The following is a 14,451-nucleotide window of genomic DNA, read 5'->3' on the forward strand; positions in this document are numbered from 1 at the left end:
AGGCCACGATCGCCCGGCTCCGCAACGCCACCACCCGCGCCCCGTCAGCCAAGGACAGGCCACCAGCCACACACGCCGCAGCGATCTCTCCCTGACTGTGCCCCACCACCACCGCCGGCGTCACGCCCACCGAACGCCACAACTCGGCCAGCGACACCATCACCGCCCACGACACCGGCTGCAGCACATCCACCCGGTCCAGCAACCCCGGATCAGCCAACACCTCCCGCAACGACCAGTCCACAAACGGCGCCAACGCCCGCGCACACCGGGTCATCGCCTCCCCGAACACCGGCTCGGCATCCCACAACGCCAAACCCATACCCACCCACTGCGCCCCCTGACCCGGAAACACAAACACCGGACCCGCACCACCACCCACACCAGCAGCGACACCACGAACCACCACCGGCGAAACATCCAGATCCAGTAATCCAGCCAAATCCCCGGCCGAATCCCCGTCCAGCTCCCCGGCCACCACCACCGCCCGATGCGCAAACACCGACCGGGCGGTGGCCAGAGTCCAGGCCACATCCCGGGCCGAGATCTCCGGATGCTCGGCCACGAACGCCCGTAGCCTCATAGCCTGCTCACGCAACGCATGGGCCGTTCTCGCCGACAGCGACAGTGCCAACGGCGCCGACCCCATCGGCCTGCCGAGCCTGACACTCTCAACAACCTCAACGTCGGCGACCTCGCTTACGACGACGTGGCAGTTGGTGCCGCCCATGCCAAACGAGCTAACGCCCGCAACCAGCGGCCGGCTGGGATCCGGCCATCCAGCGGTCTGCGTCTGAACCTGTAGGTTCTGTTCCTCCAGCCGAACCCACGGACTCTCCTGCCGGAAGTTCAAGCTGGCCGGAATCTGGCGATGGTGGATAGCCAAGATCACCTTGAGTAATCCGGCGATACCCGCAGCACACTCAAGATGGCCAATGTTCGTCTTAACCGATCCCACCCGCAGTGGACCGTAAGCACGGCGGGGCCTGCCAACGGCCGCGCCCAGCGCGGCCGCCTCGATCGGATCACCGACCTTCGTGCCAGTGCCGTGCAACTCGACATACTGAATGTCTGCTGCTTGTACGCCTGCGCGTTCATGTGCGAACCGGATGACCTCCTCCTGCGCGGAGGCATTAGGAACCGTCAGACCTTCGCTTATCCCATCGTGGTTGATAGCGCTGCCGCGAATGATGCAATACACGTGGTCACCGTCGACCAATGCCTGCCGCAACGGTTTCAGTACAACTACTGCACCGCCTTCGCCGCGCACGAACCCGTTGGCTCGGGCATCGAATGTGAAACAGCGGCCATCCGGCGACAGTGCCCCGAACCTCGACAACTCAACGGCAGCCTCTGAGCTGAGATTGAGAATTACCCCGCCGACAATTGCGCTGGAACACTCGCCGCGACGCACGCTTTCACAGGCGAGGTGAATGGCAACCAGCGACGACGACTGGGCAGTATCGACGGTGATGCTCGGTCCAGTCAACCCGAGCGTATACGACACCCGGTTGGCGATCATGCCACGCTGCAGGCCGGTGTTGCTGTGCTCAGTGATCGCCTCCAAACCGTACCGGCGCAACAGGGTTGCGTAGTCATCCTTGTTCGCGCCGATGAACACCCCGACGCGGGTGCCCCGAATTCGCTCCGGGACGACGCCGGCGTCCTCAAGCGCTTCCCAGCTCAGCTCAAGCGTCAGTCGCTGCTGCGGGTCAACGACGGCAGCTTCCCGTGGCGAAATCCCGAAAAACCCAGCATCGAACTGGTCAACCCCGTCAAGGTAGCCCCCATACCTTGTACCCAGGGGCGGATTGCCCGGGTCGAACGGGGTGACGCCCCAGCGATCAGCAGGAGTGGATGAGATCGCGTCCAGCCCATCGCGCAACAGGGTCCAGAATGCTGCCGGACCAGCGGCGCGTGGCAGACGGCACGACACACCAATAACGGCAATCGCACTATCCTGGCCTCGGAAGGTCTCAGACATCGCTATCCCCAGATATTCTAATCCACACTGCGGAAAACACGAACCAGCGGCCTGGAAGTGAGCCTGCCGGGTGACGCACCCGGCTGGGCTCACACAGTCACCTGACCTACACGTGATCTTCGATCACGGGCCAACAGGCCAGCGCCACGCGGTCGGAGTCGTGACACTGAATCGTTTGACGAGACGTCATTAGCAATGATTCGGCAGGCCGGGCACGCGAAGGCCTTTGGCGAATGTCCTTGAGGGTCTGCCAGCGGACCCAATCGCGGAGGAACAGTGCAGCGACGCGACGGTTCGATCCACGCCCACTGGCGAGCGCCAATCAGCCGCGCCTTGCAACTCGCGCTATTGGGACAGAATTGATTAGCGGCGTGAACTGGAGACGGCGTGCCGGTTGCCGACGGTCAGAATGACAGCGAGCGGGATACTCGCGCCTTCGGTGATGACATGACGTTTCGAGCCGGTTTCGACGCTGCCGACCTATCGCGGGTCGCCCTTCTGATCCCACACGTACGAAATTTCGAACAGCGCCTACAGCCACTCGAGTAAGTCCGCAGCATGCGGATCTGCCGGCAGTACCTCGTGCAGGCCTTGCCGTACTCCCGCCTGGCGCCACTCGGCCAGGCGCCGGAAGCAGGCCATTCCGCAGCCGAAACCCTGCTCTTGTGGCACGAACCTCCAACGGTCCCCGCCCTACTGTCCGAACAGGACGCAGCGCACCATCTGCCGGTCGTGTCACCATTTCGATCCCAGCGTGCGGCACCACTGCGCATGCCGGGCGACAGCGGCCCGATCTGGTCCCAGAACCCGTCCAAAATCATCCATACCAGCTGGTGGCCCTTCCACATGGCAAATCCACTATGGGCCACCGTCCACAAGAGACTGGTGATCCTAGATCGTCTTGTGAGGCGATCCATGAGGTGCGGCAGACCGCTAATTTCCTAGGCAGTCGTTCACATGAACCGCTTACCTCCCCCAGGAAGCGTTACAAAGGCCAGGCCCGCCTTGGAGCAGCCGACTGCCCCAACCTGGCCGGAAAGACACTTCGAGATGAACGATGAACGATGCAGCCCGCGATCAAGAAGCTTAGGGCTCTGCGTTCGGGACACGGTGAACCTGATGCAACGTAACGAAGGCAATGACGAGCTTGTGCAAGTCACGACCGGGCTAACTCGCTGGGCCCTAGGAGCCGGTGGCTGGAGCGGCGGCGGTCGAGGTAGCGCGACGAGCCGCCCGGCGACCAACGCCGATCCCACGGCCGAAGGAGCGAACGTGGACGAGGCATCGATGATCCTTCCGGTGGAAGTTTTCTCCACCGGAACGACACATCCATACATCTACAATTCCCAATGTCAGCGCACCATGTCAAGGGTGAGCTTGTCGAGACCTGCGTCGGTGCAGCTCAAGCGGCATGGTGCATTCGTTGAGGAGGCCGCCGATGCCGTTGCAGCCTTGGGATGCCGAGCCTAGATACGGATCTTGTCCGAGCCGGCGCGCGGTGAGGCAACCGGGGTAACAGGTCACGCCTTCGCGGTGCAGACGGTGGTCGTCGTCGGCGCACGAGGTCTCACTGCGCCCTACGCCGCGATCTCTCACCCGATGAGGTGTGGACCGTTCCCGATCTTGAAGACACTGGCCACTGCGGACGCTGATCTTCAAGGAGACGATGAACGCGGGAAGCACGCGGCGGAGGCGGTACGGTTCGTGATCTCCTCCGGTAGGTCGGTCGCGGAGGTGGCCGGGAGTCTGGATATCAACGAGACGACGTTGGGATATTGGGTGGGAAAGGCGCGGGAGAACGGCGAGGCGAAGGAGTCAGAGCTGGACATCTCGGAGCGGGCCGAGCTGGCGCGGCTACGTAAAGAGAATCAGCGCTCAAGATGGAAAGGGAATTCCCGAAAAAGCGGCGGCCTTCTTCGCGAGCCAGAACCAGTAAGGTTCTCGTTCGTCGCGGAAATGGCCACGAAGAAGGCCTTCCCTGTCGCGTTCATGGGTCGCATGCTGGACGTGTCCCGGCAGGGTTTCTACGGCTGGCGCAGCCGGCCAACGTCACAACGCGAGCTCGATGACGCCACCGTGTCCGCCCGCATCGCGAAGATTCACGCGGCGCACGGCGGCCGGCTGGGTGTGCGCCGGGTGCGCACCGAACTGGCCCGCGCCGGCGTGGTCTGCCCCCACAAGCGCACCCACCGGCTGATGTGTACGGCCGGGCCGCGCAGCCGCCATCCGCGGCCGTACGAGCGCACCACCGTGCCGGACCGGTTCGACCGGCCCTGACTGACCCGCTGAGCCGCGACTGGTCCCCAGCCGCGCCGAACACCGCCTGGGGTCGGTGACGTCACCTGCATCAAGACCTGGCAAGGCTGGGCCTACCTGGCCACGGTCATCGACTGCTACAGCCGCCGCGTGGTCGGGCACGATTAGGTCGCGTAGCGTACGCCGGCACGTGGAGACCCAGCCGCGGGAGACTGGCGAGGATGGACTGCTGCGCAGCCCATCAAGCGAGTCATCGGATCCGCATTGGTGGCGAAGTTGCGTGTGCCCGACCGGCGCTGCGATCAATGCCGCCGCTGCCGGGCCCGACCGGCCGCGTTCAACCGGGTGCACGACCGCCAGCGCCGAGCGTCGTCCCTGCGTGGGAACGCCTGGAACGGATTGTACGGGTTCTCGGCCCTCGAAGCCGACGTCGGCAAGGGTCATTTGCACTCACGTTCTGCCTGCAGCGGCCTGAACCCGTGTCCGGGAGGCGTGCGACATGGTCTGGTTCAGAGTGGCCGCCCGCGCGTCCGTCCCTGGCGCCATGGATCCGGCGCCTTACCGGTTCGTCGCAGCTCCTTAATCCAGCCGTTGGCGACCTGCCGGGGAACCGAGTAGTGCTCGGCGACCCTCGCCGCACTCCCCGTCTTCCAGTACGTGACGGGGAAGTCGGGCGGCATGTCGCTTACGTGCTTACCGACGCGTCTGGGCGGCACCTTGTCCGCAGGCGCCGCCGTCCGCCCTCCGGAGATTGGCTGCGCAGGTTCGTCTCGTTCTATGTCGTGTCTGTCAATGATGTCTAGCACCGAGCCAGGGGTTTCCGCGTCTCCGGATAGCCGAGACGCAATCTCGATAACCTGTCGAAAGTCCAGCTCAGCCAGCGTCCGCGGTACGGCGGAGCCACCTTCGTCAGGCCGTACCGAAATCTCCCGGACGGTAGGGCCAGTTGAGGCCAGGTCCACAACGACCTTTATCTGCCCGCTGCCGCCAACCTGCTCAACTGTGATGAGGTACTCGCTCATCAAAGCTCTCCTTTATGCGGTGAGCCCGACCACGGGCAGCACACTGTTACGACGGTTTACCGTTCAGCTTCCGCAACCGGCCTATCCAACCCTTCGCCGTGTGCCGCGGAACCCCGTAGTGTTCGGCGACGCCGGTGACGGTACCAGCGGCCTCGTACACGGCCCTGACCTCTTCCGCATCAGGCATGCGCCGGTAGGCACGCCCCGACCCCGTCCCCTGATAGCGCGTCGCCCCAGCGGGTTGTACCGCGGCAAGCCGGCCATGATCCGCCGAACCGTCAACAGGCTGCTGAGTGTCGGACCGCCGGCGAGTCGTAACCCGACCGCCAGCGGGCGCGCTGCGACCAACGACTCCAGTCGCCGCGCCGGCCCCCACTGCCGAACTACTGACACGCGAGGCTCCCGCGCCCCTAATGAGTGCCTGACCGATCGCCTCAAGATCTATCTCGGGCAGCGAGCTGACAGTCAAACCGGCCGGGCAATTGCTGCGCATCGCTATCTCAGAGATCCGGTGCACGCCGCCGCTTGCTTCAACCCTGATCAGGAGTTGAACCGCACCAGCGGCTTCATCGTCATCCGTTGATATAGCGACACGAAAAACAGTCATCCCGACACATTAGTCCTTCGCCTGCCACCGCGAGGTCGAGCCGCTCGTGGCGAGGACTGCCATGCGGTGAGCCTTGTTAGGTACGACCGACCGACTCGCCGTGTCGCCGCTCTCTGAAATGGTCTGGCCACTTTTCGTGACGCCCCGCGAGCAACCGTGTCCGTCCACTGTGGAACTGGCTGCGTGGTTGACGGCGCCATCGGAATATGTTCCCTCGTCTGGCCGGTGTGACGGTCGAGCGGGTCGAGGCTACTGACCAGGCGTGCGGATCTGGCGGGCGACTGGTCCGGGCACGGGGTGTCGGAGTGTTCACGGTTGACGACGCGAGCCCACTCCCGGTGTCGCAGGTCGGCGGAGGACGGATGACGGCCGACCGGTGAACTTGCGGCTGCCGATGCGACGGTTCCGTTGTCCGCTCACCGAGTGCGAGGGTCGACCTTCGCCGGTCACATCCCTGGCTGAACCAGCAAGCACGCCCGTCGGAGTCCGGCCGCGCGGCGGACGTTGACAGGAGGCGATCGCGGTCGTATTGGCTGGCAGGCCGGGCATACAGTTGGCGACCAACGCTCGGCCTATCAGCCGACCGCAGCGCGCAACTGCGACTGCTGCTGGCGTTGCCGCTTCCCACGCCCGGACAGATGCGCGTCCGTAACGTCGATGACTGGCTGTAGATCGTCCCTCTCGTCGCAGACCTGCTGGCCTGGACTCAACCCCCGGCCTGGGCTGAGCACGAGCCGGCGGCCCTGGATGCACGGCGCCCGCGGAACACCAGTGGCCCTCGCCGTCCCAGATCGGATACAATTGACGGACGTGATTGCAGCACGAGGTAGCAGCGTACCGACAGCTGCGCCGCAGGGGATCCGGACTGCCGTTCTGGTCGGCCACTCAATCGGGGAGTTTGCCGTGGCGCATATAGGCAGTGCGCTACCCCTCATCGACGCGTGCGAGGTGGCGGCGGCACGGAAGCAGTCGATGCAACGGTGTCCTCCCGGCGGGTCGACGATGTCCCCACGAGCCGCCGACGAAGACAATCCTTACCCAGCTTGCGTCAGGCATCAGGGGCGGCTGGCGACGACCCAGCCGCCCCCGTGCTCGCAGGGGATGAATACGCAGTCGTCCAAATCGCTTCCCGCCGGCGGCAGCAGGGGGCAAAACCCGCCAAATGCAGGCCCGCCACACGTTCCACTCGCATCTCATTAACCCTGTGGTATGCAGCACGGCGTTCCGGCAGAGTCGCTCCATGCCGATCTCCCGTCGCCGTAGTTCGATAGATCCTGGACGACGCCATTTCTGGCAGGAACCTGTCCGGTTTGAACATCGCGGACGAGAACTGGCCGGTCGAGGGCGCTTACAAAACGTTCGTAGAGAAGTTCCTCCGGCGCCTGAACACGGCCGACGTGAACTGCGTCTTCGATCTGACGGCGCACGACATTTGGACGGAGAAGCGCTGTCATCTTTCGATGGACCATGCGCACGAGGATCGCGGAATAGACGAAACCGGTTCACGCACAAACATTGGCGAGTGATTGAAAGGAAGCATCAATGGGACGACTAAACGCTGAATCTGGTTCATGGATCCTGCGGCTGACCGGCGCAAATCCGCGCGAAATCCCGCTCGTATGCTTTCCACACGCCGGCGGTTCTGCCACCTTTTTCCTTCCATTGGCTAGGGCACTGCCGGACTCCGTGGAGGTGCTTGGAGTGCAGTATCCAGGCAGGCAAGAACGTCGAGCTGAGCCGCTGATTGAAAGCATCGAGGAGTTGGCGAAGGAAATTTCTGAAGCCCTCCAGCCCTGGCGCAACCGCCCTTTGGTCTTGTTCGGCCACAGCATGGGGGCCACCATCGCCTTCGAGGTGGCCCGAAGGTTGGAAGCCGAAGGAGGCGTTCCGGTATCAGGTCTCATAGCATCGGCGCGACGCGCCCCATCAGTGCATCGCGACGACGACATACATTGCCGCGACGACAAAGGCCTGCTGGCCGAAGTGCGCGCACTCAACGGCACACACCCGAGCCTCCTTGACGACGAAGAACTGGTCCAGATGCTTCTGCCAGCGGTTCGCGGGGATTATAAGGCCATCGAGACATACCGCTATGCCCCTGGGCCTGCTTTGCGGTGTCCGATCACCGCCCTGATTGGAGATGCCGATCCCCGAGTCAGCGTGGACGAAGCACGGGCATGGGGGCAGCACACGTCAGGGGAGTTTCAGATATGCATCTTTCCGGGTGGGCACTTCTATTTCAACACGCAGATGGCGGAGGTCGTAAACACCATCTCGGCGCACCTGAACACTTTCCGTGACGCGGCGCGCGGGGTCTGACCGGGTTCGGGGACGTAGTCGGGCGAGCCAGCCGACTACACGCCCGTGCTCAGGCTTTGTCCGCCTCATGGAGCACCGGCTTCATGGCTACCGCCGAGGGTGTCGGCCTGAGCTTCACCGAGCGGTTCCCCGGTGCCGGCGCGCTGGAGCCAGCGCCATCACCGGGTTTTTCGCCTTCCCCGTGACGACGTCGGCGTCGCAGCCGCCCGGGCCCGACTCGACGATCTGCTCAAATACGGCGGGGACATCGTCATCGACGCCCGCTACGTCAAGGCATCTCCAGATGACCCAGCCGCAGCGCTTCTCGAACCCACCGACGATGCCGATGGGATACGCATCGTCTCCGGCACCGCACCACTCGGGCCGATGCCGTCGTATCAACTGGTCCTGCTCACCACCGCCGGCATAGTGCGTAACCGTCTCGACTTACACGCCGCACCGCCAACGCTCGGCCGGCGTGGTGGCCGCCTCACAATGCAGGATCCGACCGGCACATCCACCATCACCATGCGCATCGACCTCCCCGAGTTCGGCGGCGCAACTTCGGTCGAACTGCACATGCGCGGCTTGGCCGGCCGTTACCCGTACGCCGTGCGCACCGCGGTCGCCCTGTCCACCGGCGCAGAATCGAGCGACCGAATCCAGCTGCGCGCCGACAACATACCCATCGGCGAACCCAACGGGCCGCAGCTCGGGCCGTTCGTCGAACTCATCACCGAGGGGAGGCCACACCGTCGATGTCCTCGCCGCCCTCGAACGGCTACAGACCCACACAGGCCAAGTCTTTCCCATCCCCGACGACAGCGACGGACCGAGGAGTCCGAGACCTCTGAAGGAACCACCACATCGGATGCCCACCCCAGCCCCGCGGCCACTCGGAGCGCGCACCGTACCGACGTTCATGTCAGAAACGTATCGCGATTATCCACAGTGGACGCTCGGTATAGACGTGGCGCAGGCATCAGAGTCAAGGTGTCGATCTTGCGGCGCCGCGATCACTGACGCTCACATAATGCCTGCTCAGCTGCCATCCGTGTTGATCGTCGACAGACCGTCAGGGACCCCTTGACTCCGTCCAACGCGACGGCGAGGAGATCACCAAGAACTCCGAGCGACCGCCGATAGCACAAACCGTGCGGTCGCACGGGCAAAGTCGTGTGTCATGACACGATCAGAAGATTCACCGTGGTCAACAAAAAGGCCAGCTGAGCTGGCCTTTCACAAAGTCGGGACGGTGGGATTCGAACCCACGACCCCTTGACCCCCAGTCGTTGGAGGCCTCAGCGACGTGCTCAAGCACGTTCTCCCAGGTCACCATCAGTATAAACCTGCCGAGTAAAGGGGTCCAACGGATCACCTCATCGTGACGACCGTACATGCGGCCGCCGGACCTGCCGGTCCCATCCACCTGCCCAGATCAGGGCGCAATGAGCTCGGCGATGTGCCGGGTGGCCTGACGGCGCCGGGCGGCGCTGACCCGGGTGTAGTAGCGCATGAGAGTGGCGGGGTCATGCCCGAGACGTTCGGCGACCTCGTGGATGCCGTATCCGTCATCGAGCAGGGTCGAGACCAGCAGATGCCGGACCTGATGCGGTCCGATCGGGCGGACCCCGGCACCTGCGGCGAGGTGGTTGAACCGGCTGGTGACATTGTCCGGCCGCAGCGGCCGGCCGGTACGACCGGTGAACATATACCGCGAACCCATCAGAGCCTTCGCGTGCACCTTGGTGGTGGTCAGCGCTGCGAGGGTCGCCGGGTCCAGCAGCAGAGTGCGAGTACCGTTGTGGGACTTGGGCGGCTTCTCCCGCACCTCACTCGTCGGGTCCTCGACCACCCGCTGCCGGCACACCTTCAGACTCCCCTGATCCCGCTCCAAGTCCCGCCACATCAGCCCGCACAACTCGCCACGCCGCAGGCCTGTAGTCAGCAGCAGCCGCCACAGCGGATAGAGCCGATCACCCTGGACATGCTCGAGGAAACACCGGGCCTCGGCCAGAGTCCACACCGGTCGCACCTCGTCGCTCTCCCGCGGCTTGCGCGCACCCAGGGTACGTCCGGTCTGCGCCGCGAAGGCTTTGGTCAACACCAGATCCAGCGTGCGCAGGGTACTGCGGGAGTAACCGGCCTGCTCCAGATCCCGGTAGGCGCACTCGGTCATCCGAGCGCCGAGCCGGGAGGCTCGCACCTTACCGATGTACGGGTAGACCAGCCCGAGCAGCCACGTGTAGTTGTACAAAGTGTTCGGCTGCAGCTCCTGTTCCCGCGACCGCAACCAGTCCTCACACACGGTCTGTACCGGGTCGCTCAGCCGCGGCCGGGCCACGTTCCCGTCCCGGCGGCGACTGAGGCGACGGTACTCGGCCAGCGCGACCTGTTCGGTGGCGAACCCGGCCCGCCGCGCCTGCATGCGCGCTCCGCTACGGTCGCGGCCCAGCTCCAGCCGGAACCCGAACGTCCCGGTCGCCGGATCTCGAATGATCACGTCGATGTCGGCCATGACGATCACCTCAACTTCGGTCAAGGCCCCCGCACCACGAACATCTCTCACCTACACCAACGAGGCGACCGGCTGATGCGTCACGGCCGGCCCAGCCCTGCGGCGTGGGTTGGTCACACGAGTCGAGGGACCTCCTGCGGGCAACGTCGCCCACCCGCCCCAGGAGTCGAAGATCACCCGTGCGAAAGTTCGTCCTGCAGATGCGTCGCGATCGTCCACAATGGACATTTGCTTATCCGTAGGTTCAGGATTCGAGTCCCTGACCGCCCACTCGCTGACCTGCGGTTTTACACTGCTGGTCTGTCCGCTGTGGACGGTGAATTCTCGCTGCTTGCTTCTTCCCGCTCCTGCCCTTCCTCGGCCTTTCGGCGCGATGCTGGGGCTTGACCTGCGATTTCATGGTTCGCGGGCCGTTTCGGAGCGCCGAGTGTTGCGGACCTGGCGCTGTGGTCGCCGTACTCGTTGCGCCTCGACGCGGCAGCCCTGGTCGCCCGCCGCAGGACACAACCGCCGGGAAACTTGCCAATGCCATCGAAATATTGAAATACTTGGCAATAGTCGGGCACGGGGGTGCTGAACCGACTGCTGCCGCACTCCCATGCCCGTTCGCAGGTCGGGCCGCCCCGCACGCCCGGGCGGCGCCGCGAACAGGGAGGTATGGGTTTGCCGAGCATCTCACGCTGGCCGCGCCGATTGCGGATCGCCGCGACGCTGATCCTGGTCACCGCCGGTGCGGTTGCGCTGACCCCGGGGGCGGCGTCCGCCGCGACGTCCGGACCGCTGGCGGTCGGCCAGGCCGAACCCGGCGACATCAACGTGTTGAGCGTCGACGCCACGAACGTGAACACCCCGGTGCTCGTGCGGCCCTACCTGGTCGGGGCCGGCACGGCGGTGGCGAAGCAACGATGGACCTTCGAGGAGATCCCCGCGGGGGGAACCATTCCCGCACAGACCTACCGGATCCGCAACGCGTCGGCCGGCAAGTGCCTGGAGAAGCCGCTGTCGGCCGGGGATGTCGACGGTGCCGCCGTCGTCATCGCGACCTGCCAGTCCGTCACCCACCAGTACTGGTCCATCCCCGCCGACTATCCCTTCGGCGGGTATCAGCTGCGCAGCCTCCGCGACGGTCGCTGCCTCGACCTGTACAACAGCGACGACGGCGACCCGGTCATCATGTGGGAGTGCGACGGCATCTACAGCACCCAGCTGTGGAAGGTCCGCAACGGCCCGTTCGACTGCAACGACCGGTCCGTGACCGCGATGTGCGCCCGGCCGAGCGCGCCGGTCTACGGCGTGTTCGCCACCTGGCGGCAGTACCCAGTCACGTTCACCGCCGGCGAATACTCCGACATGGCGAACTACACCGGGTGGGAGACCATCAACTTCAACAGCCCCGAGGACAGCTTCGACTACCTCGAGGTCGGCTGGCGGGCCCGGCACGACGCGCCGACCAACCAGACCGCCTACGACGCCTACTGGCTGGAACAGGGCCTCGTCGGCGACGACTACATCTACGAGGAGTACAGCCTTGCCGACCAGCCCGGCGGCTCGGCCGCAAACGGGCGCAACCACGCCTACATGGCATTGAGCAACGACCAGGGTCAGTGGGACATCCTGTACGACTACAACGCCGTCGGGGTTACTCATGTCGCGTCGGGCAACCGGCTCAGCTACCTGGAGTCCGGGCTGATGACCCCTTACCCGGAGCGGCTGACGCTGACCGCGCCGTTCGAGCACCGGATCCAGTTCCTTGACGGCAACGACGTCTGGCGCCGCGTCTACCTTGGTGAGACGTCGGGTCAGGAACAGAACGCGTGCGGCGCGCCGCCGACCCCGCTGTCCTGGAACCTGCCGAACACCCCGCCGTACTGCTTCACCAGCACCGTGAAGAGCGTCGACGGGGACGGCGTCACCAACCTTGACGTGTACACCGTCGCCAAACCCACGACCGGCGCCCTCGCCGCGGTCCCGTCCGCCCCGGCGCCGGCCACCGCGGCGACGACGCACAACGGCGTCGACCAGCGCACGCTCGCCAAGTGCCTGGCCCAGGACGCCAGCCAGTGCCTGCGCACCGTGCCCGGCCTGGCAGCGTGCGTCGCGGCCCGCAAAGTCTGCAACGTGACCGTGGCGGCGAGCCCTCGCGCCGACGCCCGCGCTCTTTCGCCTGGCGCATTCCGGGCGTCGGCCGGCTCGGTGCTGGCGGCCGACGTCATCTCGCGCAGCTCGTCGAAGACCGTCACTGCGGCGCAGTACCGGAAGGTCGCGCCACGTGCCCTGGGCTCGCTGCCGGGCGACGAGTCGGTCGTCGTGATCTCCGGCGACGAGACGGTGACCCGCATCCACGGCCGTGCGATCCGGGCCGCCCGCGGTTACGTCCTGGCCTACGACGCGCGGACCGGCGTGCTGCTGCACGCGTGCCTCGGCGCGGCGTGCGGACGGCCCTGACCCCCTTTCACCCTCAGCGCGGCGGGGCGCCTCGGTGCGTCCCGCCGCCGCGAAAGGACACCATGAGAATTCGCAGGATCGTGCTTGGTTTCGGGCTCGTACTCGCCCTCGTTCCCGTTGCCGCCGTCAGCCCCGCCGCGGCGTCGCCGGTGCCCGTCGTCGCTCCGGCGGCGGTTGCTCCGGCGGCGGCGCCGCGGCTGCAGTTCAACCGGCTCGAGGAGGACGACTTCGAGACGCAATGTCTGGCCGCACCGTCGGCAGCGGTGGACCCCGGCTGGTTCCCCGACCGGTACGCGCACTGTCGGCGCGGGACCGGGATCCACGACGTCTTCGACGCCAACAACGTCAAGGTCGGCGAGGTCCACGTCAGCCTCATCGTCATGGGGTTCGCCGTCAACGGCGAACGGCGGGTCGACTACGCCGTGCGGGTCCTCGGGATCACCAAGGTCAATGCGCCCGACCTGCTCCTGGAGACGGTGAGCATCGGCATGTGGTTCGCCTGCGGCGTGTCGCTCACGCCCTGTGCCGATCCGGCGGCGCCCAGCCGCGTCGACACCGTCACCGGCTGGCGCGCCGTCAACTACTTCACCACCACCCTGACGTCACCGGAGACCGCCGACCCGGGCGAGCAGCGGGTGCAGCGGCGCTTCGCCCTCGTCGTGAACCTGACGACACCAGGTCAGCCGTTCCTGCCCGGTCCGCCGATCGAGGCGATGTACTCCAACGTCCGTTACGACTCCGCCAGCTACGTCGGCCGGGCCAGGGGGACCGTCTTCCTCGACCACCGGCTGGTGCTCGTCGTCGACGAACGCCTGGACAATCAGGACGAGAGCGCGCAGCACATCCGGCACGCCTTCAACCACCCGGTGCTCACCTTCCCCAGCTGGGTCGGAAAGACCGTCCCCGGCAAGGACGACGGGATCCCAAGCGCTGACGATGAGCCCCTGACCCGGATGTACAACAACGCGCAGAACGACGCCAACCGCGCCAACTCCGAAAAGATCTGCAAGGAGCTCTACGGCTTGTGGGACAAGGATCTCGTCAACTGTGACGAGTTCCCGTTCGCCTCCACCTACGAGGGCTCCAAGACCGGCACCGAGGCCAACAACGGACTTCAGCGCTTCTCGGTCCGGCTGATCGATACCGCCGACAACCAGTACGTCGGCGGTATCCTGCTCGAGGTAAATTTCTACCGGGCGCTGCGGGTTCTCGACGGCGACAAGTTCTTCGTCCGCGTGGTGTTCTGACGTGACCCGCCGGGACGGTGGGTCTCTCACCGTCCCGGTAGGCTACTCGGGTGGCGAACCTGCTAGTCCGACGG

The 14,451-nt window shown here is 65.4% G+C and carries 9 protein-coding genes; 6 read left to right on the forward strand and 3 right to left on the reverse strand.

What is annotated here, in order from left to right; genetic code table 11:
• On the reverse strand, positions 1–1,984 hold a 1,984-nt coding region (locus ABZS58_RS46035; protein ID WP_354790640.1), incomplete at its 3' end, for a type I polyketide synthase.
• Positions 1,985–3,607: 1,623 nt separating this feature from the next.
• Here ABZS58_RS46035 and ABZS58_RS46040 point away from each other — a divergent pair.
• Positions 3,608–4,261, forward strand: a complete 654-nt coding sequence (locus ABZS58_RS46040; protein WP_354790642.1) for an IS3 family transposase — start codon at positions 3,608–3,610, stop codon at positions 4,259–4,261.
• Positions 4,262–4,749: 488 nt separating this feature from the next.
• On the opposite strand, the gene ABZS58_RS46045 is transcribed toward ABZS58_RS46040, so the two are convergent.
• Positions 4,750–5,262, reverse strand: coding sequence for a hypothetical protein (locus ABZS58_RS46045; RefSeq protein ID WP_354790643.1), 513 nt, complete (start codon positions 5,260–5,262; stop codon positions 4,750–4,752).
• Positions 5,263–7,179: 1,917 nt separating this feature from the next.
• On the opposite strand from ABZS58_RS46045, the gene ABZS58_RS46050 reads away from it, so the two are divergent.
• The 3 genes from ABZS58_RS46050 (at position 7,180) to ABZS58_RS46060 (ending at position 9,190) form a co-directional block, all read left to right on the forward strand.
• Positions 7,180–7,395, forward strand: coding sequence for a hypothetical protein (locus ABZS58_RS46050; protein ID WP_354790644.1), 216 nt, complete (start codon positions 7,180–7,182; stop codon positions 7,393–7,395).
• A 16-nt stretch (positions 7,396–7,411) separates the two neighbouring features.
• Complete coding sequence (locus ABZS58_RS46055; RefSeq protein ID WP_354790646.1) at positions 7,412–8,188, forward strand: alpha/beta fold hydrolase; 777 nt, start codon at positions 7,412–7,414, stop codon at positions 8,186–8,188.
• 132 nt (positions 8,189–8,320) lie between these two features.
• Entirely contained in the window at positions 8,321–9,190 is an 870-nt protein-coding gene (locus ABZS58_RS46060; protein WP_354790648.1) for a hypothetical protein, read from the forward strand.
• Positions 9,191–9,605: 415 nt separating this feature from the next.
• On the opposite strand, the gene ABZS58_RS46065 is transcribed toward ABZS58_RS46060, so the two are convergent.
• Positions 9,606–10,685 (reverse strand): site-specific integrase, encoded by a 1,080-nt coding sequence (locus tag ABZS58_RS46065; protein ID WP_354790650.1) that lies wholly within the window; start codon positions 10,683–10,685, stop codon positions 9,606–9,608.
• A 663-nt stretch (positions 10,686–11,348) separates the two neighbouring features.
• Here ABZS58_RS46065 and ABZS58_RS46070 point away from each other — a divergent pair.
• Together ABZS58_RS46070 and ABZS58_RS46075 are read left to right on the forward strand one after the other, a co-directional pair.
• Positions 11,349–13,130, forward strand: coding sequence for an RICIN domain-containing protein (locus ABZS58_RS46070; RefSeq protein ID WP_354790651.1), 1,782 nt, complete (start codon positions 11,349–11,351; stop codon positions 13,128–13,130).
• Between the two features lie 62 nt (positions 13,131–13,192).
• Positions 13,193–14,377, forward strand: a complete 1,185-nt coding sequence (locus ABZS58_RS46075) for a NucA/NucB deoxyribonuclease domain-containing protein (RefSeq protein ID WP_354790653.1) — start codon at positions 13,193–13,195, stop codon at positions 14,375–14,377.
• Positions 14,378–14,451: the final 74 nt, after the last annotated feature.

The organism is Dactylosporangium sp. NPDC005555, from assembly GCF_040605635.1.
GTDB lineage: Bacteria > Actinomycetota > Actinomycetes > Mycobacteriales > Micromonosporaceae > Dactylosporangium.